This window comes from Salinisphaera aquimarina (genome assembly GCF_042643355.1).
Classification (GTDB): domain Bacteria; phylum Pseudomonadota; class Gammaproteobacteria; order Nevskiales; family Salinisphaeraceae; genus Salinisphaera; species Salinisphaera aquimarina.
In genome coordinates this window covers 175,332-197,096 of the sequence record NZ_JBHRSS010000007.1, presented here as the reverse complement: position 1 = coordinate 197,096, position 21,765 = coordinate 175,332, and the positions used below count along the sequence as shown (strand labels likewise).

The window sequence follows — 21,765 nt, the reverse complement described above, 5'->3', positions numbered from 1 at the left end:
GTGCACCCGCCCGTTCTCAGCTCATCGAACTGGTCGGATCAAGCCGCGCCGGCCGCCTGTGCTTCCTCCAGCTTGAGCAGCGTGTACTCATGCCGGATGCCCTTGAGCAGGGAATAGCACATGAGCAGCAGTACGAAGGTGAACGGCAGGCCGGTCGTGACCGATGCGGCCTGCAGGGCCGACAAGGCGTCCGAGCCGCCGACCACGAGCAGTGCCGCGGCAATGAAGCCTTCGGCAGCACACCAGAACACGCGCTGTGCGGCGGGTGCTTCGGTCTTGCCACCGGCGGTGATGGTGTCGATCACCAGCGAGCCCGAATCCGACGAGGTGATGAAGAACACCAGCACCAGCACGATCGCCAGGAACGACGTGATGCTGGTTAGCGGCATGTTTTCCAGCATGCGGAACAGCGTCAGCGACGAATCCTGGATGCCGCCGGCCAGTGAGCCGACGCCGTTGAGCGCCTGGTCGACGCCGACGCCACCGAAGGCGCTCATCCAGACGCCGGTCACAACAGTCGGCACGATCAGCACGGCGGTGAGGAATTCCCGCACCGTACGGCCACGCGACACACGCGCGATGAACATGCCCACGAACGGCGACCAGGAGATCCACCAGGCCCAGTAGAAGATGGTCCAGGCGTGATAGAAGTTCTGGTCGTCACGGCCGAACGGGTTGCTCAGCGGCAGCAGGTATTCGGCGTAGCCGGTATAAGTGGTCAGCAGGTTGCCGGCGAAGGTGACGACCGAGCCGGCGATGATCACGAACAGCAGCAGCACGCCCGCCAGGCCCATGTTGATGTTGCTGAGCAGCTTCACCCCGCCGTCGATGCCACGCAGTACGGAGATGAGCGCGACCATCGTCACGCCGGCGATGATGCCGATCTCGAGCGGCAGATTGGCCGGCACGCCGAACAGGAACTCGATACCACCGGCCGCCTGTTGGGCGCCGAAGCCGAGCGATGTCGCCAGGCCGAAGATGGTCGCGAGTACGGCCATCGTGTCGATCACGTTGCCCAGCGTGCCCCAGACCCGGTCGCCGAACAGCGGATAGAAGGTCGAGCGAATGGACAGCGGCATGCCCTTGTTATAGGAAAAGAACGCCAGCGAGAGCGCGACCACGCCGTAGATCGCCCAGGGGTGCAGGGCCCAGTGATACATCACCGCGCCCATGGCGGCGGCCTTGGAGGCCTCGTCGCCACCGGGGACGTTCAGCGGCGTGCCGGCCCATTCGGTGAAATAACCGACCGGTTCGGCCACGCTCCAGAACATCAGGCCGATGCCCATGCCCGCCGCGAACAGCATCGCGAACCAGGAAATGCGGGAGTATTCGGGCCTGGCATCCTGGCCGCCCAGGCGAATGCGGCCGTAGGGCAGGCAGATCATCGCCAGGCAGAACAACACGAAGATGTTGCCAGAGACGAGGAACACCCAATCGAAGCTGTTGATCACCCAGTCGCGTGTGCCGGCCAGCCCGGTCTTCGCGGCTTCGGGAAACAGCATCGACCCGACGACGAACACCAGGATGAGCAGTGAGCTCCAGATGAACACCGGATTGTGCAGATCCAGCCCGAGCGGGTGGATATTGTCTTCGCCGATTTCGTAATCGAAGTCGTAGCGTCCCTCGAGTTCGTCGACCCGTTGGCTCGTATTCATGCATTTCCCCAATAGACGGATGGCCGCGTCGGCACCGATCCACACGTGGAAAGACGCGGGCTCAAGATGCGGTAATCGCGGGTGTCAGCCGGCAGAGCCTATGGGCCGAGCAGGCTCGTGTCAAAGTCGGCGGGTGCCACCAGGCTGGGTCTGGGCAAAGCGCGAAAGGGGCGTAGGCGTCGTATTTTGCCGTTTACGCACCATGCCCACGCGGGCCATCTCAGGCCGCGGCCAGCCCCCGTCCCGCGGGCGCGAGCTGGATAGCGTAGCGGATGGCGGCGGCCAGACTCTCGTGAAGCGCGATGCCTTTACCGGCGATATCGAAGGCCGTGCCGTGGTCGACCGATGTCCGGATGATGCCGCCCTTGAGGCCGACGGTGATGTTGATCCCTTCCTCGAGCGACAGGACCTTGACCGGGCCGTGGCCCTGGTCGTGATAGCAGGCCACGACCACATCGAAATCGCCACGCACGGCGCGGAAGAACAGCGTATCCGCGGGCAACGGGCCTTCCACGCACACGCCTTCGGCCTGGGCCCGCTCGATACCGGGAACAAGCTTTTCCTCTTCTTCGCCTTCGCCGAAGAGGCCGTTCTCGCCCGCGTGCGGATTGATGCCGCAGACCGCGATGCGCGGATTTTTCTCGCCCGCCGCCGTGAGTGTGTCGTGAGCCAGGCGGATGACCTGATGGGTCCGTTCGGGGTTGATGCGTCGGATCGCCTCGATGATGCCCACATGGGTGGTGAGGTGGATCACCTTCATCTTCGGGGTGGCGAGCATCATCGCGTAGGTGTCGGTGCCGGTCAGATCGGCCAGGATTTCGGTATGCCCGGGGTAGAGATGGCCGCCGGCATGGAGCGCGGCCTTGTTCAGCGGCGCGGTGACGATCGCGGCCACGGTGTGGGCCTGGGCCATCTCGATAGCGATGCGCAGGAACTCGAAGGCACCATGGCCGGCACGCGCGTCCACGTGACCGAAGGGCAGATCGCCGAGCCCCAGACCCGGATCGACACAGACGACATCACCGACGGTCGGTTCGCAGGGTAGATCCGCGTCAGGCGTGCAGGCGTGGATCTCGAACCGGGCGCCGACGATATCGCGCGCACGCGCCAGGACCTGCGCGTCCCCGACCACAATCGGGCGGCAGCTTTCGTAGGTCGAATCGTCGGCGAGGACACGAGCGGTGATCTCGGGGCCGATGCCGCAGACGTCGCCCATGGTGATTGCGATGAGTGGGGTCATGTCCGCTGGTACTCCATCTGTGAAAAGCCGTCCGCAGGTAATCCGGAACGAGTGTCTTCGTACATCAACTTGCCGCCGGGTCTTCTGCAGTCTCGGTGAACCCGCCGCGCGAGACGAGGAACGAGATATACAGCGGCAGCAGGATCGCAGTGGTCACGGTGGAGGCGGCGACCTGAACGGTGGCCAGCTGCGCCACGGCGTGGAAAGCCGGGTTGGCGGCGGCAATCGCCAGGGGCGTGGCGACCGCGTTGCCGGCCGTGGAGCCCTCGGCAGCGCCGACGATCGGGTTCCACTTGAGCGCGCGGAACACCAGATAGCCCGCCGTGCCGGTGAACAGCGTCGTCATTATACCGATGACAATGCCCGCCAGACCGCCTTCGATGATGGCGCCGAAGTCGATGCCCATGCCGAGCGCAAATGCGAAGAAGGGGATGAGCATTGCGCTGCCGCGACCCAGGAAGTCGCGCATGTCTTCGTCGAGATTGCCCAGAATCATGCCGACAACGACCGGCAGCAATACCGAGATGAAGGACACGATCGAGAACAGGCCGTCGACAAAGCCCATGGCGCCGAAGATGGACAGCGCGACCATGGTCAGAAACGGCCCGTCGTTGAGCGCGAGCACGCTATAGGCGGCGCGGTCCTCGGCGGTGCCGTACTGACCGACAATGGCAACATACAGTCCGCCGTTGGAATTGGTCATGGCAGCGATGATCGCCAGCGGCACCATGCCCAGGAACAACCCGCTCGTACCGGCCAGCATGTAAGCCAGAAGGCCCACGCCGGCGCCGACGATCCATTTAACCGCCAGCAGCGTGGTGCCCTTGCCGAGGGCCGGGCCGATATTGCGCAGGTTGATCTGTGCGCCCGCGCAGAGCAGGAACAGCGCGATCAGGGCGCCGGCACTGTCCACGAAGAGGGCCTGGGTGAAGTTGCCGATGCGCAGGATATCGGGGGCGAAGGTGTTGATCAGCGCGCCCAGCAGAAGTGGCACGACCATCATGCCGCCTGGAATACGCTCGAGCGATCTCTTGATTTGCATGTCTCCTCCTGGAGTTTGATGCGGGACGTGGCGCCCGCTCTGTGCAAGATTATGGTAGGTTTTGAAATGTTGTGCAATTTTATGGCGGAATCTGCCGTCGCGTTTGCAACGCCCGCCATTTACGATCGATGTCGCGGGGCGAATAGAGGAGGAACTGCGTGCTGCCGGCGAAGCGACAAGCGAAGATCATCGAACACCTGAGGAAGGAGCGGTTTGGCTCACTTCCCGATCTGGCCGATCTTGTCGGCGTGTCGACCTCGACCGTGCGTCGGGACGTGGATCTGCTGTGCGAGCAGGGGCATCTGTATCGCACGCATGGCGGTGCCGCCCTGCGCGAGAACGAAGGCACCACGGTCGAGCCGGTGCCCGAAATCTCCAGCGAGATCGCCCGCGAGGCCAAGCAGAAGATCGGGCAAAGGGCCGCCGAGATGATCGAGAAAGGGCAGACCGTCATCCTCGACAGCGGCAGCACGACCATGGAAATCGCGCGTGCCGCCCTGGCGCGGGAGATTGCCTTTACCGCGTTCACCAACGACGTGGCGATCGCTGCTGTCCTCGCCCGGTCGCCGGCGGTCGATGTCCACGTGCCCGGCGGGCAGGTTCGGTCGCGTTCGGCGACACTGCTGGGCGGTGTCTGCCAGGAGGCCCTGGCTCGGCTCAGAGTCGATCTGGCCTTCGTCGGCGCACATGCCGTCTCGGCCGAAGGGGCTTCCGAGACCTCGACCGAACACGGCGAGATCAAACGCGCGATCCTGGAAGCTTCCGCTCGGACGGTGCTTGTCGCCGACAGCGGAAAATTCCCCGGGCGCTCGCTGTGCCTGTTCGCACGCCTCGAAGACTTCGACGCCATTCTCACCGACGACGGCCTGCCGGCCGATCTGGCGGCCGAGCTCGACGGGCGCGGCATCGACCTCGAGGTCCTGACTTGAGCCGGCGCTTTGTGCAGATCGTCGCCGATGACCTGACCGGCGCGCTCGACGCGGCCGCCCCGTTCGCGACGCCCGACCGCCCGGTGCGGCTGCTGATCGGGCGTGCGCCCGCCGGCGAGTTGTCCGGGCTGGCGGGTCTGACCGTAAGTAGCGAAAGCCGTGATCTGGCCGGCAGTACGGGAGATGCGGCGCTGGAACGGGCTTTCGAGATGCTCGTGCGCGCCGGCGTGCCCGAGGGCCGGGTGGCCTTGAGCTTTGCCAAGGTCGACAGCGTGCTGCGTGGCCGGCCGGTGGAAGAAACGCTTGTGCGCATGCGGCTTTGGCGAACGGAAACCTGTCTTTTCGCGCCGGCCTTTCCCGGGATGGGGCGGCGTACTGTCGAGGGACGGCACGAGACGCTAGTGGACGGCGCGTGGCAGCCCGCAGCCGTGCACGATCTGTCCGCCGCCTTTCGAATCGCGGGCACGGAATCGCGCTTGCGCCGAGCCGAGGACACCAGGCCCGAGATGGATTCCGGCGTGATCATCGGTGACGCGAGCGAGGCCTCTCATCTCACCGGCCACGTCGCGGCATTCGCGCGGCGGCCGGATGTGGTCTGGGCCGGCAGCCGAGGTCTCGCCGAGGCCATCGCCGGCGCGGCGCGGCCGTGCGGCGTTCCATCGTTGGCGGCCGTCATCGTCGGCACCAGCCATGTCGCCACGCGTCGTCAGATCGGCGCGGCGCACGAGGCGGGTCTGTTCGAGAAGGTTCGCCTGATCGACCCGGTGCCCGAGGCAGCCAATGCCGAGGTCACGCGTGCTCGCATAGCGGACGCTGTCGCTGCCCTGCAGCCGTCGTCGGGCCAGGGGCTTCTGGTCGTGGGTGGCGACACCCTGGCCAGCGTGCTGTCTGCGGCCGACGCTGAATTGCTGGACTGTGTAGGCGAGGTCGCGCCAGGTGTTCCGCTTTCTCGTCTCAGGGGCGGTCGCTTCGACGGTGTGCCGCTGGTGACGAAGTCGGGCGGCTTCGGCGCACCGGATCTCCTGGTGCGGCTTCTGGGCTGAGAAGCGGGCGCCACATCGGCGCGCCGGGTTTGGATCTCTCATCACCGCGTTTCGAGCTCAAGTGCGGTGGTTCTACGGAGACGGCTCCTTCGCTGGGTCGGTCCATCGTTCGGCAAACCGGATTATCTTCGGCTGGTCTCCAGGCGCCGTGTTGACGATTCGGGTCAGGATCTCGGCTTCGGGCGCGAGTCGTCGCTGTCCGCGACGTCGCCGAAATGCCGAATGGTCAGGCATTCAGAGCGCCGAGCCGACCACCACGTTCCATTCCCGTATACGCCAGCCGGTGACCAGCCCGTTCTTGACGTAGGGGTCCTTGGCGACGAAAGCCTCCACGTCCGCCTGACCGCCGACGTTGAAGACCAGAGCGGCGCTGTCGGCCGGCTGGGTAAAGGCGCCGCCAAGCACCAATTCGCCGCGGCCGGCATATGCCTGCGCCAGTGCCAGATGCGTGTCGCGGTAAGGCGCGCGTCTTTCGACGATGTTCTCCACGTAGTCGTAGGACAGAAGGAAATACATGGCTGAATCCCGGTGGCTGTCGGTGAAAGTCGGAGCGGTCCGGGAGCAACCGTAGCGCGCTCGGGCAGGATAGGGAACTCGCAAGCAGGCGCGGCCGCCCGCTCGTACTTCACGGCGGATCAATCGCAAGACGGGGTCCGGTTGCCGGAGCCGCGGTTTCGACGATCGCGACGAATCCCCGCGCCACTGTTGAATTCATTGCCTGCCAGCGCGGCGTCGGTCGGCGCATCAAGCGCGCGCGGTGAGCCAGCGGGTCACGATGTCATCGTGCATCATGGCAACAATTCGAACGAAGGCCGGCGCGCTGATTGCCGGCCTGAGGAACAGTGTGCAAATGACCGACGAAAAATCCCCAAGCCGTCAGGCGCTCTACGAGCGTGCCCAGCAGCGAGAGATCGTCGGGCGATCGTCGATGAGCAAGCAGGAACTGGCCGCCGCGCTCGAGCGTGATGATCACGAAGATGCGGGTCCGCCGGTGGCTTCGCGCCTCGAGGCGTTTCGAAACCTGGCGGAAGCCGTTGCGGCCGGTGAGTTCGCGCTGCGGCCACGGGTGCTGACCGGCCACGACCGGCGCCAGCACGTGCGCCAGTGCCTGCGCGAGGATCACGTTACCCGTATCGCGGCGTATTCGGAGGAGGCGGAGATGAAGTTCGACGAATTGTCGGATTCGTTGTATTCGTTCTTCCGGGGAACCGCCTTGTTGTTCTATCGCGACATGGCCGGCGACGATGCCTGGATGCCGACCGTGCTCAACCTGGGCGACGTGCACCCCGAGAATTTCGGCGTCATGCCCAACGCCGACAATGTGCCGATTTTCAGCGTCAACGACTTCGACGAGGCCTATTACGCGCCCTTCGCCTGGGACATCAAGCGGGGCGCGGTCGGCTTCCTGATCGCGGCAGAAACCGAGGGTGAGCTCAAGCGCAAGCATCGGATCAAGATCGTGCGTCACTTCGTGCGCGGCTATGTCGAGGACATGCAGCGTCTGGCGCGGGAAGGCACCGAGCAGGACGAGGAGATGCGCTTCGACAACGCGCCGAAGCTCATCCGCGATCTTTTCGAAGACGCGCATGAGGAGCGTGGGGAATGGCTGGCAGATGACTATCTCAACGCGAGCAAGACCGGTTTCCAGTCCAACGAGGAACTGGTGCCCGTCTCGTCGCGCCGCGACGAATTCCAGGCGATCACCGATCGGCTCGTCAGGGAAAACGATATCGACGTGCCGGCGCGCGCGGCCAGTATGCGGGTCAAGGACGTGGCGCTGCGCCGGGGCCAGGGCACGGCATCGCTCGGGCTCAACCGCTACTACGTGCTCGTCGAGGGGCCGCAGGCCGATGGCGCCGACGACCTGATCATCGAATACAAGCAGGCCCGGCGATCGGCGCTGTCGGGGCTCGTGCCGCCGTCGGCCTATGAAAAGGACACCCGGGCCGAGCGCATCAGCCATGCGCAGGCGGTGCAACTCGTGCGCGGCGACGTGTTCTACGGCCATATCGAGTTCGACGGCCTGAGCTATATGTCGCGCGAGCGGGCGCCGTTTCGCGACGACGTCGATCTGGAAGATCTGTCGAAGAGCGAATGGAAGGATTACGCCGCCATCTGCGGCCGTGTGCTCGCACGCGTGCACGCGCTGTCTGACGAGGCCGGCAATATCGATTACGACATCGAACCGGCGATCGTGAACGCGATGGGGCCGCCGAAACTGTTCGTGGAAGACATGGTCGAATTTGCGCTGGAGGCCGCCGATCGCGTGCGTCGCGATCACGCGACGTTCCAGGCCGATCACGCGCTTGGCGCTTTCCGACACCTCGATATCGTCCACAATTGATCGCGCCGGATCGGTTCGGGCGCGCGCTGTGTCCGCGCGCCGGGCCTCTTCGCGGCTGCCGCGGACCGCGCGATCGAATGCTGGTTAAACGAGCACCGATGCCACAGTGCTAAATAACGGCGCCACGCGCCTGCGAACAAGGCGGCGATAAACGCGGTTATCGCCTGGCGCGATGGGGGCAACTTCTCATGCGCTGTCGAATCCAGACAACAGGTTGACGGTGTTGATGCCGATCTCGGCGATGGCATACCCACCTTCCATGAGGAACAGCGTGGGCATGCCGGCCCGACGAAGACGGCGCCCGATATCGGTGAAGTCTTCGCTGATCAGCCGAAACGAACTGATCGGGTCGTGCTCGAAGGTGTCGACGCCGACCGAGACGATCAGCAGGTCAGGCTGGTAGCGATGCACCCGGGCGATGGCCTCGTCGAGGGTTTCGCTCCAGTCGGCGTAGCCGGTCCCGCTGGGTAGGGGATAGTTGACGTTGAACCCCCGGCCGGCGCCGGTGCCGGTCTCGTCGGCGTGGCCCAGAAAGAACGGGAATTCCTGTCGTGGGTCGCCGTGCAGGGAGACGAACAGCACGTCGTCGCGATCGTAGAAGATATCCTGGGTGCCGTTGCCGTGGTGGAAGTCGATATCCAGCACGGCGACTTTCGCGGCACCGCGATCCAGCGCCCGCTGGGCGGCGATCGCCGCATTGTTGAAGAAGCAGTAGCCGCCGTACTGATCGACCGCGGCATGATGGCCCGGCGGGCGGCAGAGCCCGAAGGCCGGATTGCCGGTTGCCATGACGTGATCCAGCGCCGAGAGAGCGATGTCGGTGCTCGCCTGCGCCGCCTCGAACGTGCCGGCGCACAGCGAGGTTTCGGCGGCCAGCGCGTAGTAGCCGATTTCGCCCGCGATGGTGTCGGGAATCACGTCGCCGCGCATGCGCCGTGTCGGCCAGATGGTGGGAATGGCTTCGCCTTCCATGCCGGCGGCGCTCCAGTCATCCCACGCGCGCTCGAGAAAATGCACATAGCCTGCGTCGTGTATCGCCAACACAGGGTCGAGGCCGTATTCCTCCGGCGCGCGAATCTCGCCGAGGTCGGTTGCGCGCACGCGGTCGATGATGATGTCGACTCGCTCCGGGCATTCGAAGGGTCGCACGAGCCGGCCGCCGTCGAGTTCGGTCATGGCGTCGCGTTTCTTGGTGCGTTCCGAATGGAAGGTCAGCATGGGCGTTATATCTGTAACGAGCTTTGCGCGAGTCTCGCATGCCGTCGGAATACGGCGGTACCCGGCAGGCAAATAAAGGGCGGTCTATTCGATCCCCACGTATTGCCAAACGTGTGTAGGGACGGCAGTGGAGATGGATACACGACCCTTTATCGCTCGAGTTGAATCGCTTTCCTGGATTGTTGGCCCCGTGCCGGCAGACAGGCGACCGTTGCGCGAACGCTGCCAACCGCGCGCTCGGGTGTTCGGTGCGCGTCGATCACGATGACGCTTACCGCTGCCGCGGAAATCGCGCGGCGAAGGACTCGTTCTGCAATCTCGACGTGTTCGCCACGAAGCTGATCGTGTGGTAGTTGCCACAAAGCGCGAGAATCTCCAGCTGTTGTTCGGTGGTCCATGTTTCTTGAAATCGTGCGTATGTCGGCGCGCGTACCGTGGCATCGGCGCATAGCTCGTCGACCGCCTTCACGAGCAGAGCTTCATCGGCAGACCAGCATATCGACTCATGGTCGCCGGCCCTGGTGGCCGCTATGTGCGCTTGCGTCAGCCCGGCCGACCTGGCGAATACGCTTACATGGACGCCCCATTCGTATTCGCAGTCGTTGTTTGCACAGACTCGCAGTATCACGATCTCACGTTGCCTGAGCGTCAGGGGACTGCCCTTGTCCAGAAGGTTTACCGAGCCCTTCTCGAGAAAACGCAGGCTATTCGCAAATACCCGAAACAGTTGAAGGATATAACCCTCATGGCGAGGATAGCGATCCAGCGCTGCTGCGACCCGAGGTGAAAAGGGTGTTTCGACCGGTTCGAGGACGTGTTTCATGAGGGCCACCAAGTGCTACATTAACAGTAGCACTGATGCTAATGCTACATTTAATGTAGCGTCAAGAGAGCATGATGAAGAAACCGGGAGAGGCAGTAAAAGGCTCCGACAGTGGTCGGCCGATAATGGTGTTGTTCGATCTGCTCGGACGACGATGGACGCTACGTATTCTGTGGGAGCTTCGGCACGGCCGGTTAACCTTTCGGGCGTTGCAGAGTCGTTGCGATGAGATCTCGCCGACCATGCTGAATCGGCGAATCAAGGAACTTCGCGAACTTAATATGGTGGATCACGAAGAGGCCGGCTATGGCCATACGCCATGGGGCGCAGAGCTGAGTGAGCATCTCATGGACTTGAGCAGATGGTCGGATCGCTGGGCGAAGAGCCTGTAGCGGATCGCGAACCGCCGCCGCTGAATGCCGGCCGTCCGTATCCTCGTAGACAAGGGCGGCCTATTGGAGTCCGGAAGGCCTGTACGTGCTTCAGGTGGCGTGTAAAAACACCGGATAAGGATCAATACGCTGTCGCCGTATTCCGCAGGTCGAGGCCGCATGTAACCGGCGGCGCCGGTGGTGGCGAGCGGCCGAGCAGAGACTGCGACAGAGGTACTCGGTGGATGGCCGCGGTCGACGCGTTATCAGCGTTTGTGCGTGGATGTGCGTGGGGTCGCCACGGATGCAATCGGCCTGCCGGGTACTGCCGACGGTTGCGGGGTATCCGGCTTTCCCGCGTGTCGAGTCGCCCGTCGCCGGGAGCGACGCCGCATTGCATTGGCTGTCAGAATCACGGCCTGGTCTTTATCAGTAACGTCTGAGGACGGAGACATCGTGAACGAACAGACTCGTATCGAAGCAGAAGCCGCCGCGTTTCGTGGCCTTCTCAAGCACCTGCAGCAACGCACGGATGTACAGAACATCGACCTGATGAACCTGGCCGGTTTCTGTCGCAACTGTCTGGCCAAATGGTATCGCGCGGAAGCCGAGTACCGCGGCGCGACCATCGACTACGACGAGGCTCGCGAGCACGTCTATGGGATGCCGTACGACGAGTGGAAGGATCGCTACCAACCCAAGGCAAACGCCGATCAGAAGCAGCGCTTCGAATCGACCAGGACAGATCACGCTGACACCAGCGCCGGTAACTGATGGATGCGCGCGATTTTGCCGCAGCCGAAAGCCTTAGGGGCACGTGATATAGGCCCGATCAATAGGCGTTTATCGGTTGACGGGTAGCCAACCGACTCAGCGCCCCAACGAAAATCGGCGGCCCTGACCGGGCCGCCGAAACGAACATTCTGATATCGAGCGTTTTCTATCAGATTCGAGGTGCGTTTTTCTGACGACGTGCGGCAAAGCCCATGCCGATCAACGCCAGAGCGAACAGCGCCATTACGCCCGGTTCCGGTACATCGGCTAGCGTGGCTTCGTTCCGCAACGTAAGAGTTGCAAAGATAGTCGCGCCGTTGGCTTCGCCACCGTCCAAGCCAAATAGGCCCGTGTTAAAGGTGGCGTCCTGCAAAGCGACTTCGATCAGGCCGTCGCCACCATACGAGAACAGCTGCGGACCGTCCCACTGTACCCGGCCCTGCTGGAACACGATGGCTCTGAACCGTCCGTCGGTCTCGCCGGTTACAACGGCATTTCCAGCCTCTGGTTGTATGAAACCGAAGTCCACGAATATGTCGCGACCAACCAGATCATCGAGGTTAACGCTTCCTTCGTTTGTGTAGATATTGAACAGCCCGAATGTCTGCGACTCCCCGAGCATCAGGTTGTAGATGAACGGATTCGGTGACGCGTCACTGGTCTCGATCAGAAGGCCGTCCCCGTTATTGGCGTCCACGCTATAGGTCGCCTCGATGGGCACCGCGTATGCGCCTACGGCAAAAAACAGAAGCGCAAACGCAGCGCTCACCTTGTAATAGATATTCATTAGTTGGTCCCCACTCGTTTAAAGGCCTCGATTTGGTTTCTTCGACAGTCCGCATCGGCTCGGATGCGATAGTGCTGTCGCTGTTGCTATAGCAAAGTTGGGGCCAAAGCATTGCGCAGTAAGCGGTATTACCGATTGTGGTTGCCGGAAAATTGCTCTGAAATTCGATTTTTCTTTTTATATTCAATAATATTTAATCTGGATATAGCGGCGCATAATTGAACGAGTAATATCAACGTTTGATCGAATTCGGAGGCAGGAAACATGCTCGTGCCAAGGAAAGCGACTATATCTTGTGTTTCTGTCAATTAAGCCGACACTGGCTTATTACACGAGATCGGAGACGCCAGTACTCGACCTTTAGCCGTCGAACAGAGCATCCGCGGCCATCGCGCCGATTAGCGGTCCGGGGGATATCGTGGCATCAGTCCGAACATGTCTCCCAGTCGGGAAATCAGTTGCGAGCGAGCGGACATGAGGACGGGCGTGAAGATCAGCAGGGGGCGCAATCACTCGCCATTGGTCGAGGTCGACCGTCTGATCCGTGGATACCCTGCGCTGCGTATGGCGTTGATGTCCCGTCGCACGATGCGTCATTGGCGGTGCCCGAGTGGGCGTGTGGCCCGGCAACCCAGGCCATCGGCAAGGGGTGCATACGACAGGGCGCCGACAAACGATGGTCGGTGCCGCTAAAAAGGCTACAATCCCCGGTCAACCGCATTTTATGGCTGTCGTAGCGGATGCTCGGGCTTAGCCCTTGGCGCAGGCTCCGAATGTTGTACAGGGTTTGTCACAAGCATGGGCAATCCTGTGCGTACGTTGTACGCGGCCGCTCGATAGCCGGCCTTCCTTTTTGATCTGCCTTCAATTCCGCCTGTCTTCGAGGTGGCCCGGGATCACGCGACATATCGGGTCGGCGACGCCGCTCCGAAAACACCCCGAATCAACAAGCCCGGCCAACGGTCCCGCGGGACCTCGATACAACGAGCCACGCGCCGGGCTCAGTCAGGACCTCTGCCAATGGAAAACGACGCGCCGAGCGCCGCGAGCACGACCCCGCCCCGATCCTGGGTGCGTGTACTCGCCGGGTATCACGAATCCAGACGGGCGCGCGGCGTGCTCGAAATCCTGATCACGGTGATCCCGTTCGTGCTCCTGTGGGGGTTGATGTGGGCGGCCCTGGACGCCGGCTACTGGGCCGGACTATTGCTCGCGGTACCGGCCGCCGGTTTTCTGGTGCGCCTGTTCGTGATTCAGCATGACTGTGGTCACGGCTCGTTCTTCAGTTCCAAGCGCAGCAACGACTGGGTAGGGCGGGTGCTGGGTGTGGTGACGTTCACGGCCTATGACTTCTGGCGTCGCACCCACGCGATTCATCACGCGAGCGCCGGCAATCTCGATCGCCCGTCCATCGGCGATATCGAGACGCTGACGGTGCGTGAGTACCGCGCCTTGCCCCGATCCAAACGGGTTCGCTACCGCCTGTACCGGCATCCGCTGGTGCTGTTCGGTCTTGGGCCGGCCTATCTGTTTCTGCTGCGCAACCGTCTGCCGGTCGACATGATGCGCTCGGGCCGCATGCCCTGGCTGAGCACCATGGGCACCAATGCGGCGATCCTGCTGGTGTCGGCCGCGCTGATGTGGCAGTTGGGTTTCTGGCCGGTCTTGATCGTGGAGCTGTCGACGACGATTCTTGCCGCGGCGATCGGGGTCTGGCTGTTCTATGTCCAGCATCAGTTCGAGGACACCTACTGGGATCGCGGTGAGCACTGGCGTTTTCACGAGGCCGCGCTGCATGGCAGTTCGCATTATGACCTGCCGCACGTGCTGCGCTGGTTCACTGCCAATATCGGTGTTCATCACGTCCATCACCTGTGCAGCCGGATTCCCTCCTACCGCCTGCCGGAGGTGCTGCGGGATCATCCGGAACTGCGCGAGGTGGGGCGCCTGACCCTGTGGCAAAGCCTGCGCTGTGTGCGGCTGGTGCTCTGGGACGAAGACGAACGGCGGCTGGTGTCCTTTCGTGAAGCGCGTGCGCTGGCGGCATCACGTGCACGCGCCGCTCATCCGCGCGCCGAACCGGGGCTGGCGGTCGGCTAGCCGGGGTAGGCGCGGCGAGGATCGGGGCTGGCCCCGGCGGCGTTATCGAGCTGCAGTCGTATCGAATAGGACCTGCTGGGCACGCTCGCAACCGCCGAACAACTACCGCCTACGCCAGATACGTGCGGTTACGCCCCGCGTGTTTGGCGCGGTAGACCGCACGATCCGCGTGATCGATGAGTTGATAGATGCAGGTATGGCGGGCGTCTGGGGCGCTGGCAATGCCGACGCTGAGCGTTATGCGCACGTCGGCACGGGCGTCGGCCCGGATGGGTGTGTCCTGGATGTGGCAGCGCAGGCGTTCGGCGAGGGCCTGTGCGGTCTGCGCATCGGTATTGCGAAGCAGCGCCGCGAACTCTTCGCCGCCGTACCGGCACAGCACATCCGTATCGCGTAGCTGATCGGCGAGCGCTTGCGTGACCTGGCACAGGATGTCGTCGCCGGTTCGGTGGCCGTAGGTGTCGTTCACGCGCTTGAAATGATCGATGTCGATGAACAGCAACGCGATCGGCTGCGCGTCCGCCAGCGACTCGTCCGCGGCTTCCATCAGGGCGCGACGATTGGGCAGACCGGTGAGCTCGTCGGTGCGCGCGAGTCGGTACAGCTCGTCCTCCGTTTCGTCGAGGCGACGAATCAGAGACAACAGGCTGGCGACCATGGCGGGCATGATCGTCACCGAGCAGGCCAGCGCGATCGCGTAACCGGCGATATGGTGTGTGAGGCCGGCGAGTTGCATCGCCAGGCCGGTGATCACGAAGGCGATCACGGTACTGGCGAACGTGAACAGCACCACGCCACGCCAGACCCCCACGTGTCTGACGAGACGGCGCAGATTACCGGCTTTCACGCGGCGCGGGCACGGCCTGGACGTCGGGTCGGCGGGCATTACGACCTGCGGCTGGTTTTCATGAGAAGGCATACAACCTGATAGACACCGGCTGCTGGTGCTGTGGTTCCGGCCGTGAGTTTGCGCTCCGCGACACGCCGAGCATCATGCGTTTCGGGGCAAAACCGCTTGGCATTTCAAAGTGCTATCGGCGTCTGAGCACCCTACTTTAGGGAAAATAAAGTGCAGTTCCCAATCCACCTTCCCCTCACGGACATATGTGCTTGAAGACTGTATTGCCCCCGAATCGGTGAACCCCGGCGCCGGTTTCAAGAGCAGGATCGCAGGTTCGATTGGATGGGAAAGCAGAAACCGGATGGCCTGCGAAACGGCGTGCGCTTACAGTGGCGCAACCGATCCGCCGACTTTGAAAACGCCGAGATGCCAGCCGGAATAAATATCGTCATGGGCGCCCGCGAGTGGGTCATGCTGATTACGCTATCGCTGCTTTGGGGCGGCTCGTTCTTCTTCGTGGGCGTGGCGGTGCACGATCTGCCGCCGTTGACGATCGTGAATCTGCGGGTCGGCATCGGGGCCATCGCACTTTGGGCGATCGCCCTGGCCATGGGCCTGCGACCGCCGACCAACGCCCGGATCTGGTTCGCCTTTGCGGGCCTGAGCGTGCTCAACAACATGATCCCGTTCGTGTTGATTGCCTGGGCCCAGATCCAGATCGCGTCGGGCCTGGCGTCCATTCTCAATGCAACGACGCCGCTGTTTACGGTGGTCGTTGCCGGTTTGCTGCTGACGGACGAAAAAGCCACGCCGCTGAAGCTGGCTGGCGTGGTCACGGGCTTCCTGGGCGTGGTGGTGATGATCGGCGTGCCGGACACCGGTGCGGCCGCGAACTCGTGGGCCCCGTTTGCGGTGCTGGTCGCGGCGTTCTGTTACGCCTGCGGTGGTGTCTACGGACGCCGCTTCAAGGCTATGGCCATAGATCCCGTATTCGTGGCCACCGGTCAGGTGTCGGTGTCAGCTCTCCTGCTATTGCCGATCACCCTGTCCGTGGACGGACTGCCCGACCTCGCCGGGCCGTCGGCGGCCACCTGGGCATCCGTGGTGGCGCTGGCCGTGTTGTCGACGTCGGTCGCCTACGTGCTCTATTTCAGGATACTGGAAGCGGCGGGTGCCACCAATCTGCTGCTCGTGACCCTGTTGGTGCCGGTATCCGCCATTCTGCTGGGGGCCGTGTTCCTGCACGAAGATCTCAGGCCCGTTGATTTCGCGGGTATGGCGCTGATCGCACTGGGTCTGTCCGCGATCGACGGCAGACCCTGGCGGCCCGCGATCTGGCGTCGCATGTTGCGTTTACCCGGCTGACGTCAACCACTCGGCCAGGGCGTCTATTCCTGCCTATGGCACGGTGCCGGTCCGAGTTTTCTCGAACAAGCTCGAGATGATTTCCGACAGTGCACGCGCAGGCGGCGCGCGACCGTTGTCCGGTTCCTTCGCCGGGCAGCGAAGCCATATCTTCAATCACGAGTATTTTCGCCTGCATGTCGAGACCCGGATGTTGAAATGAGCGTATCCAATGCCAATTCCGGCCGCCTGAATGTCATGGCGGGTGGTGCCGACAAATGCGCACGGACGCACGGGAGAATGCGAAAAACCTGTTAGAGTTAATCGTGACTCGTCGATTTCGACGGGTCCTCCCAGACTCAGGAGAGCACTATGTACGTCGGCGGAATTCTTGGAACGGTCCTGGTTGTTGTACTGATCATCTTTCTGGTCAGGCGCATGTAGAAGGCTTTTAAACGAGCCTGCGTCGTGCGAAGCAGCGACGCGATTTGACGTTGGGGGAGGCTTCCCCGATGGATTGAAAGCCCGCTCTGACTCATCTTCGGTGTTGAAATGATATGAGCGGGCCTTCGACCGAGGTGTGACGGGTTTGGAATGGTGTTGTACCTCGACATGTAACCAGTATGTTCCGGGCTTTTATCTGGCAGTGAGCCAGGTGAGAGTTGGGTGAAAGCCGGGTGAAAGCGATAGAGAAAGGAGGGGCGTGCGCTCGGGTGGTTGCCCGCTCCGCGCCGGATTCACCAACCCTCCGACGTCGTATCCGACGACGCCGACCGTATCGGATCCAGGCGCGGCGGTCCGCGCAAGCGGATCGCTTGGATACGGTCGGCATTTGATGTCTGCGCCGTGATCACTGGAGCCAGCGCGCGTGGCCTCGGGCCCAAGCCCGATTCCCGGCGGCTACGACCGCTTCGCGCAGAGGCCGGGAAGGCCTTTATTTCGCAGTACTTTCACGCCGTTGGCCGCATGCGAAACAGGCGCCGGCACCGGTTGTCCAACGTAGGCAAGCTTCACGCTGGGAGCCGAGATGAAGAAACTCAAGAACGAAAAGGAAATGGTCAAGAAGGCCATTGCACTGGGCGTCGAATACGGTGAAAAACGCGGTGTTGTCGAGTTCGAAGCAACCGATTCCGCGACCGACAAGCTGGAATATATCTATCGGCTGTTGGTGCACGACGGTGTGATTCCGCCGTTGCCCGAAGAGCAGGTATCGCAAAAGACCATTCAGCACCGATTGGCCATGTGGGCCGCCCGACAGGACGACGCCGGCAAGGGCTGACCGCGGCGGATCCTCGTTGCCCGGCCGGGCCCGGTTGCGACTCGACCCGATCTCTTTCCCGCGCGCCACCTCGGCAATATACGAGCGGCGCTATGCACCCCAGGTCGCATGCAGCGTACGCAGCCAGTTTTCCTGTGAAATCGATTGCAGGGTCTTGGCGTCATAACCGTGCGCTTGCATTGCCGCCTGCAACACCGGCAGGCCGGCGCCGTCGCCGATCGCGTCCGGGATGAGGGCGCCGTCGAAATCGGAGCCGATGCCGACGTGGTCCGGGCCCATGATCTCGAGCATGTGATCCAGATGCCGCAGCATGACGTCGACGCCGGTATCGGCCATATCGCGGGCGTCGGGACGCAAGAAACAGTTGGCGAAATTCAGGCCTGCGATGCCGCCGCTGTCGCGGATGGCGCGCATCTGGTCGTCGGTGAGATTACGCGCGTGAGCGCAGACCGCATGGGCATTGGAATGACTGGCGATCAACGGGGCATCGCTGAGTCGTGCCACGTCCCAGAAACCTTTTTCGTTCAGGTGCGACAGATCGATGGCGATACGGCGTTCGTTACAGGCGCGCACAAAAGCACGGCCGTGTTGGGTGAGGCCGTCGCCGGTATCGGGACTGCTGGGGTAGCGAAACGGCACGCCGTGGCCATATTGCGTTGGCCGGCTCCAGACCGGGCCGATCGAGCGCAGCCCGGCCTGCTGGAAGACGTCGAGCGCATGGAGATCCGTATCGATTGCTTCGGCGCCTTCAAAATGCAGGACCGCCGCGATCGCTTCGTCGGCCATTGCGGCGCGGATATCGGCTACCGAGCGACACACGCGAAAACGGCCGTTCGAGGCACGTTCGAGACGTAGCAGGATGGCGATCATCGCCAGCACGGCGGGCAGGGCCTCGCTTTGTGCCAGGGGCGGCGGCAGCGGTTCATCCTGGGGCGAGTTCGACGGCTGCGTGTTGCGACTTCGCCTGGGGCCGCTGGAGGGTACGAACACGGCGAACAGACCGCCGCCGAAACCGCCTTCGATCATCCGGGGCAGGTCGAGATGCCCGTTCGCGCGGCCGTGCATGAAATCGTGCACCGGATCGGCTCCCTCGTTGCCGACTAGTCGCAAGAGCATGTCGTTGTGGCCGTCGAACACCAGTGGGAACGATGATTTGGGCATGCGGTCTCCGGAGTTTGGCGAGCGCTGCGCGATACGCGTGGCTGCCCGGCTGTTGTCGATCAAACTACATGTTGTCAGATTCCCGGCGCCGCGTAAGCCGGGTGGCTGCGTCGTCACTTGCCGGGGTGTTGCGGCCGGATAGCCGACGGCAATACGGCGCAAGTCGCGCTGCGAAACCCGGGGCGCATAGCCCGTTCAATTCCGGTATTCGCGGCGGTAGGCGCGCCAGGGCGATTGCGGGGATAGGGGTCTGTCCACCGGCTCGGGCGCACCGATGGTTCTGGGCATGAGCGCGAATGCGGCGCTGATGAGCAGCGCCATCACGGCATCGGTGAGTTCGGCCGAGCGACCGGGCAGATGGGTCTGCAGGATGCTCGTCGCCAGCAGTGCGAGCGCGACCGAAATGCCGGCGAATGCCAGCCCGGAACCGGCCCGCCGCAGCAGCCAGATCAGGCTGCCGTAGAGGAAGAACTTCTCGAGAATCGACTGGGCATTGAGACCCATCGAGCCGTGCAGCCACGACCGGAAGGGCAGCCAGCCAAATGCCTGCGTGCCGGCACCGAAGTCGAATGGTTGCAGCCGTTCGGCGACCACGAGCAGGCCCAGGGCGGTGGCGAGTAACAGCGACTGTGGCCGAATGCTCACGCGGTTGAGTGCGAGCCACAACGTCAGGGCAGCGGCAGCGCCCACGAGTTCATCGGCACTGACGCTGTTGTTGACGATGGCGATCTTGGCCGCGAGCACGCACGCCACGGCGAGCGCAAGCAACGGCCAGGAGCGCGGGGCGCCGACCAGCGCCCGTCCCAGCGCTGCCACCACCAGCCAGGTTACGGCGTAGCGCGTCACCCCGAATACATGCAGCTGCGGATCGAAGAGTACCGGCTTCAGGGCGCGCCAATACTGGTGCAGGTCGAGGCTCGGCACATAGGGAAACAGTCGATACGCGATGAACGCGCCCGCCAGCAGCAGGGGAATGGGTTCTGCGTGGGCACCGAGTGCGCGCGTCGCTTGCCGATTGGCGCCGACGACCAGGCCGACACATCCGCCCAGAACGCTGCCGAGCATGTTCGGGTAGATATCGGCGAACGTGCTCACCCGTCCGTCGACGTAAAACTGCAGGAGTTCCATCGAGAAACACAGCGCCGTGCCGATCAGCAGAGCGAGGCTCAGGCGAGCGAGGGCATTGACCCGGGCGTGCAGGGCGAGCACGGCAAACAGGCCGAGCGGCGCGTAGAAAAGCACGTTGCCGATCAGATTGCCGGCGTGTTCGAGCCGGAAATGCCAGGTCGTGAGCAACGTCGCCAGGGCTTCACCGCTGCGCGCATGAAACTCGAAGGGATAGAGCGACCCGTAGACGATGAACACCGCGCTCAGGACGGTCGCCACGACAAGATAGGGGTTGATCAGCGGTTTGGTCATGAACGATCGTGCTCTGAAGCAACGTGGTCTGCGTCGCCCGAGTACCCGCTCTGACTGGATGTTCGAGCAGGCGGCGCGGGCAGAGATGATGCGCTCATGACTTTATCGTATCGGCACACGGTATAACGGCCGGGAGCCCACGATACTGGGTACCCGGCCGCGATATGGAGCCGGGTTCAGTCCGCGTCGACCTTGAGCACCAGCTTGCCGAAGTTGCTGCCGGAAAATAGCTTGAGCAATGTATCGGGGAAGTTTTCGAAACCGGCGACGATGTCTTCCTTGTGCTTGAGCTTGCCCTCGGCGATCCAGCCGGCCATCGCCTGTGCGCCCTCGGCATAACGATCGGCATAGTCGAATACCACGAAGCCTTCCATGCGCGCCCGGTTCACCAGCAATGACATGTAGTTCTTCGGGGCGTACATGCCGTCGGTGGCGTTGTACTGGGAAATGGCGCCGCAGATCACCACGCGCCCCTTGAAGGCCAGATTGGCCAGAGCCGAGTCGAGGATCTCGCCGCCGACGTTGTCGAAGAAGACATCGATGCCGCCGGGACAATGCTGTTTCATGCCCTTGTAGACGCTTTCGTTCTTGTAGTCGATGGCGGCGTCGAAGCCCAGCTCGTCGACCACGTAGCTGCATTTCTCCGCCCCGCCGGCGATGCCGACCACGCGACAGCCTTTCTGTTTCGCGATCTGGCCGACCAGCGCGCCGACCGCGCCGGGTGCGGCCGACACCATCACCGTATCGTCTGCCTTGGCGCCGCCGACATCGAGCAGGCCGAAGTAGGCGGTCATGCCGGGCATGCCGAGCACGCCCAGATAAGCGGGCAGCGGAGCGAGCGCGGTATCGACCTTGCGCGCGTCCTTGCCGGCGACCACGGCATGGGTCTGCACGCCGAAGTTGCCGGTGACGCTGTCGCCTTCGGCGAAGTCCGGATGATTGGATTTCAGCACCGTGCCCGCGGTCCCGGCCCGCATCACCTCGCCGATCTTGACCGGCTTGATATAGGAACGCCCGGCGTTCATCCAGCCGCGCATGGCCGGGTCCAGCGAGATGTATTCGATGCCGACGAGGATCTCGTCGTCGCCCGGCTGGCCGACGGCTTCGGTGACGAAGTCCCAATCGGTGGGCTTGGGCAGCCCTTCGGGCCGTTGGGCAAGACGGAACTGGCGGTTTTCCTGAGTCTGGGTCATGGCGTCAACGCTTTTTTGAAACGGTGTTCTGGAGTAGCACCTTAGAAGCTGTGGCGACTGCCGGCAAGCAAAACCGAACGATCGTTCAGTCTATTGCAGAGTCACGGGATGGTAAGCGCCTGCACAGGCTTGAATGCCTGCGGGTTATGCTGGCTTGCCAAGTTGAACCCGGTGTGGCCATTGGCTGTGCGAAGAATGTGGC

19 protein-coding genes are annotated in these 21,765 nt (G+C 63.0%); 8 read left to right on the top strand and 11 right to left on the bottom strand.

Going from position 1 to position 21,765, the window contains the following annotated elements:
- Positions 1–38: 38 nt before the first annotated feature.
- The 3 genes from ACFOSU_RS15365 to ACFOSU_RS15355 all read right to left on the bottom strand — a co-directional run bounded on the left by ACFOSU_RS15365 (position 39) and on the right by ACFOSU_RS15355 (position 3,937).
- A complete protein-coding gene (locus ACFOSU_RS15365; protein ID WP_380690821.1) occupies positions 39–1,655 on the bottom strand; it encodes a BCCT family transporter in 1,617 nt (538 codons plus the stop codon).
- A gap of 220 nt (positions 1,656–1,875) precedes the next feature.
- The gene (gene pdxA / locus ACFOSU_RS15360) at positions 1,876–2,895 is read right to left on the bottom strand and encodes a 4-hydroxythreonine-4-phosphate dehydrogenase PdxA (RefSeq protein WP_380690820.1); all 1,020 of its coding nucleotides are present in this window, start codon (positions 2,893–2,895) and stop codon (positions 1,876–1,878) included.
- Between the two features lie 64 nt (positions 2,896–2,959).
- Positions 2,960–3,937 (bottom strand): 2-keto-3-deoxygluconate permease, encoded by a 978-nt coding sequence (locus ACFOSU_RS15355; protein ID WP_380690819.1) that lies wholly within the window; start codon positions 3,935–3,937, stop codon positions 2,960–2,962.
- A 158-nt stretch (positions 3,938–4,095) separates the two neighbouring features.
- Between ACFOSU_RS15355 and ACFOSU_RS15350 the strand changes: the two genes are divergently transcribed.
- On the top strand, positions 4,096–4,866 hold the full coding sequence (locus tag ACFOSU_RS15350) for a DeoR/GlpR family DNA-binding transcription regulator (RefSeq protein WP_380690818.1): 771 nt from the start codon (positions 4,096–4,098) through the stop codon (positions 4,864–4,866).
- Positions 4,863–5,909 carry a four-carbon acid sugar kinase family protein gene (locus tag ACFOSU_RS15345; protein WP_380690817.1) on the top strand — a complete coding sequence of 349 codons (1,047 nt, stop codon included), beginning with the start codon at positions 4,863–4,865 and terminating at the stop codon, positions 5,907–5,909. Before ACFOSU_RS15350 ends, ACFOSU_RS15345 begins: the two co-directional genes overlap by 4 nt.
- A gap of 234 nt (positions 5,910–6,143) precedes the next feature.
- Here ACFOSU_RS15345 and ACFOSU_RS15340 read toward each other — a convergent pair whose 3' ends face one another.
- On the bottom strand, positions 6,144–6,425 hold the full coding sequence (locus ACFOSU_RS15340; RefSeq protein WP_380690816.1) for a YciI-like protein: 282 nt from the start codon (positions 6,423–6,425) through the stop codon (positions 6,144–6,146).
- A gap of 334 nt (positions 6,426–6,759) precedes the next feature.
- Between ACFOSU_RS15340 and ACFOSU_RS15335 the strand changes: the two genes are divergently transcribed.
- Positions 6,760–8,253 carry a DUF2252 domain-containing protein gene (locus ACFOSU_RS15335; protein WP_380690815.1) on the top strand — a complete coding sequence of 498 codons (1,494 nt, stop codon included), beginning with the start codon at positions 6,760–6,762 and terminating at the stop codon, positions 8,251–8,253.
- 186 nt (positions 8,254–8,439) lie between these two features.
- Here ACFOSU_RS15335 and ACFOSU_RS15330 read toward each other — a convergent pair whose 3' ends face one another.
- Both ACFOSU_RS15330 and ACFOSU_RS15325 read right to left on the bottom strand, forming a co-directional pair.
- Positions 8,440–9,471 (bottom strand): histone deacetylase family protein, encoded by a 1,032-nt coding sequence (locus ACFOSU_RS15330; protein WP_380690814.1) that lies wholly within the window; start codon positions 9,469–9,471, stop codon positions 8,440–8,442.
- A 271-nt stretch (positions 9,472–9,742) separates the two neighbouring features.
- Positions 9,743–10,294 (bottom strand): carboxymuconolactone decarboxylase family protein, encoded by a 552-nt coding sequence (locus tag ACFOSU_RS15325; protein ID WP_380690813.1) that lies wholly within the window; start codon positions 10,292–10,294, stop codon positions 9,743–9,745.
- 71 nt (positions 10,295–10,365) lie between these two features.
- Between ACFOSU_RS15325 and ACFOSU_RS15320 the strand changes: the two genes are divergently transcribed.
- Both ACFOSU_RS15320 and ACFOSU_RS15315 read left to right on the top strand, forming a co-directional pair.
- Positions 10,366–10,686 carry a winged helix-turn-helix transcriptional regulator gene (locus ACFOSU_RS15320; protein WP_380690812.1) on the top strand — a complete coding sequence of 107 codons (321 nt, stop codon included), beginning with the start codon at positions 10,366–10,368 and terminating at the stop codon, positions 10,684–10,686.
- Between the two features lie 435 nt (positions 10,687–11,121).
- Positions 11,122–11,439, top strand: a complete 318-nt coding sequence (locus ACFOSU_RS15315) for a DUF1244 domain-containing protein (RefSeq protein ID WP_380690811.1) — start codon at positions 11,122–11,124, stop codon at positions 11,437–11,439.
- A 169-nt stretch (positions 11,440–11,608) separates the two neighbouring features.
- On the opposite strand, the gene ACFOSU_RS15310 is transcribed toward ACFOSU_RS15315, so the two are convergent.
- Positions 11,609–12,226: a PEP-CTERM sorting domain-containing protein gene (locus tag ACFOSU_RS15310; RefSeq protein ID WP_380690810.1), complete on the bottom strand. Its 618-nt coding sequence runs from the start codon at positions 12,224–12,226 to the stop codon at positions 11,609–11,611.
- A gap of 1,020 nt (positions 12,227–13,246) precedes the next feature.
- Here ACFOSU_RS15310 and ACFOSU_RS15305 point away from each other — a divergent pair.
- Positions 13,247–14,326 carry a fatty acid desaturase gene (locus tag ACFOSU_RS15305; RefSeq protein ID WP_380690809.1) on the top strand — a complete coding sequence of 360 codons (1,080 nt, stop codon included), beginning with the start codon at positions 13,247–13,249 and terminating at the stop codon, positions 14,324–14,326.
- 109 nt (positions 14,327–14,435) lie between these two features.
- Here ACFOSU_RS15305 and ACFOSU_RS15300 read toward each other — a convergent pair whose 3' ends face one another.
- Positions 14,436–15,137 carry a GGDEF domain-containing protein gene (locus ACFOSU_RS15300; RefSeq protein WP_380690808.1) on the bottom strand — a complete coding sequence of 234 codons (702 nt, stop codon included), beginning with the start codon at positions 15,135–15,137 and terminating at the stop codon, positions 14,436–14,438.
- A 456-nt stretch (positions 15,138–15,593) separates the two neighbouring features.
- Between ACFOSU_RS15300 and ACFOSU_RS15295 the strand changes: the two genes are divergently transcribed.
- Together ACFOSU_RS15295 and ACFOSU_RS15290 are read left to right on the top strand one after the other, a co-directional pair.
- Complete coding sequence (locus tag ACFOSU_RS15295; protein ID WP_380690807.1) at positions 15,594–16,532, top strand: DMT family transporter; 939 nt, start codon at positions 15,594–15,596, stop codon at positions 16,530–16,532.
- A 1,006-nt stretch (positions 16,533–17,538) separates the two neighbouring features.
- Complete coding sequence (locus ACFOSU_RS15290) at positions 17,539–17,790, top strand: DUF5062 family protein (RefSeq protein WP_380690806.1); 252 nt, start codon at positions 17,539–17,541, stop codon at positions 17,788–17,790.
- A gap of 90 nt (positions 17,791–17,880) precedes the next feature.
- Here the strand turns inward: ACFOSU_RS15290 and ACFOSU_RS15285 are convergent, their stop codons facing one another.
- The 3 genes from ACFOSU_RS15285 to ACFOSU_RS15275 all read right to left on the bottom strand — a co-directional run bounded on the left by ACFOSU_RS15285 (position 17,881) and on the right by ACFOSU_RS15275 (position 21,563).
- Positions 17,881–18,951 carry a dipeptidase gene (locus ACFOSU_RS15285; protein WP_380690805.1) on the bottom strand — a complete coding sequence of 357 codons (1,071 nt, stop codon included), beginning with the start codon at positions 18,949–18,951 and terminating at the stop codon, positions 17,881–17,883.
- A 195-nt stretch (positions 18,952–19,146) separates the two neighbouring features.
- On the bottom strand, positions 19,147–20,370 hold the full coding sequence (locus ACFOSU_RS15280) for a VanZ family protein (protein WP_380690804.1): 1,224 nt from the start codon (positions 20,368–20,370) through the stop codon (positions 19,147–19,149).
- Between the two features lie 176 nt (positions 20,371–20,546).
- The gene (locus tag ACFOSU_RS15275) at positions 20,547–21,563 is read right to left on the bottom strand and encodes an NADP-dependent oxidoreductase (protein WP_380690803.1); all 1,017 of its coding nucleotides are present in this window, start codon (positions 21,561–21,563) and stop codon (positions 20,547–20,549) included.
- Between the last annotated feature and the right edge of the window lie 202 nt (positions 21,564–21,765).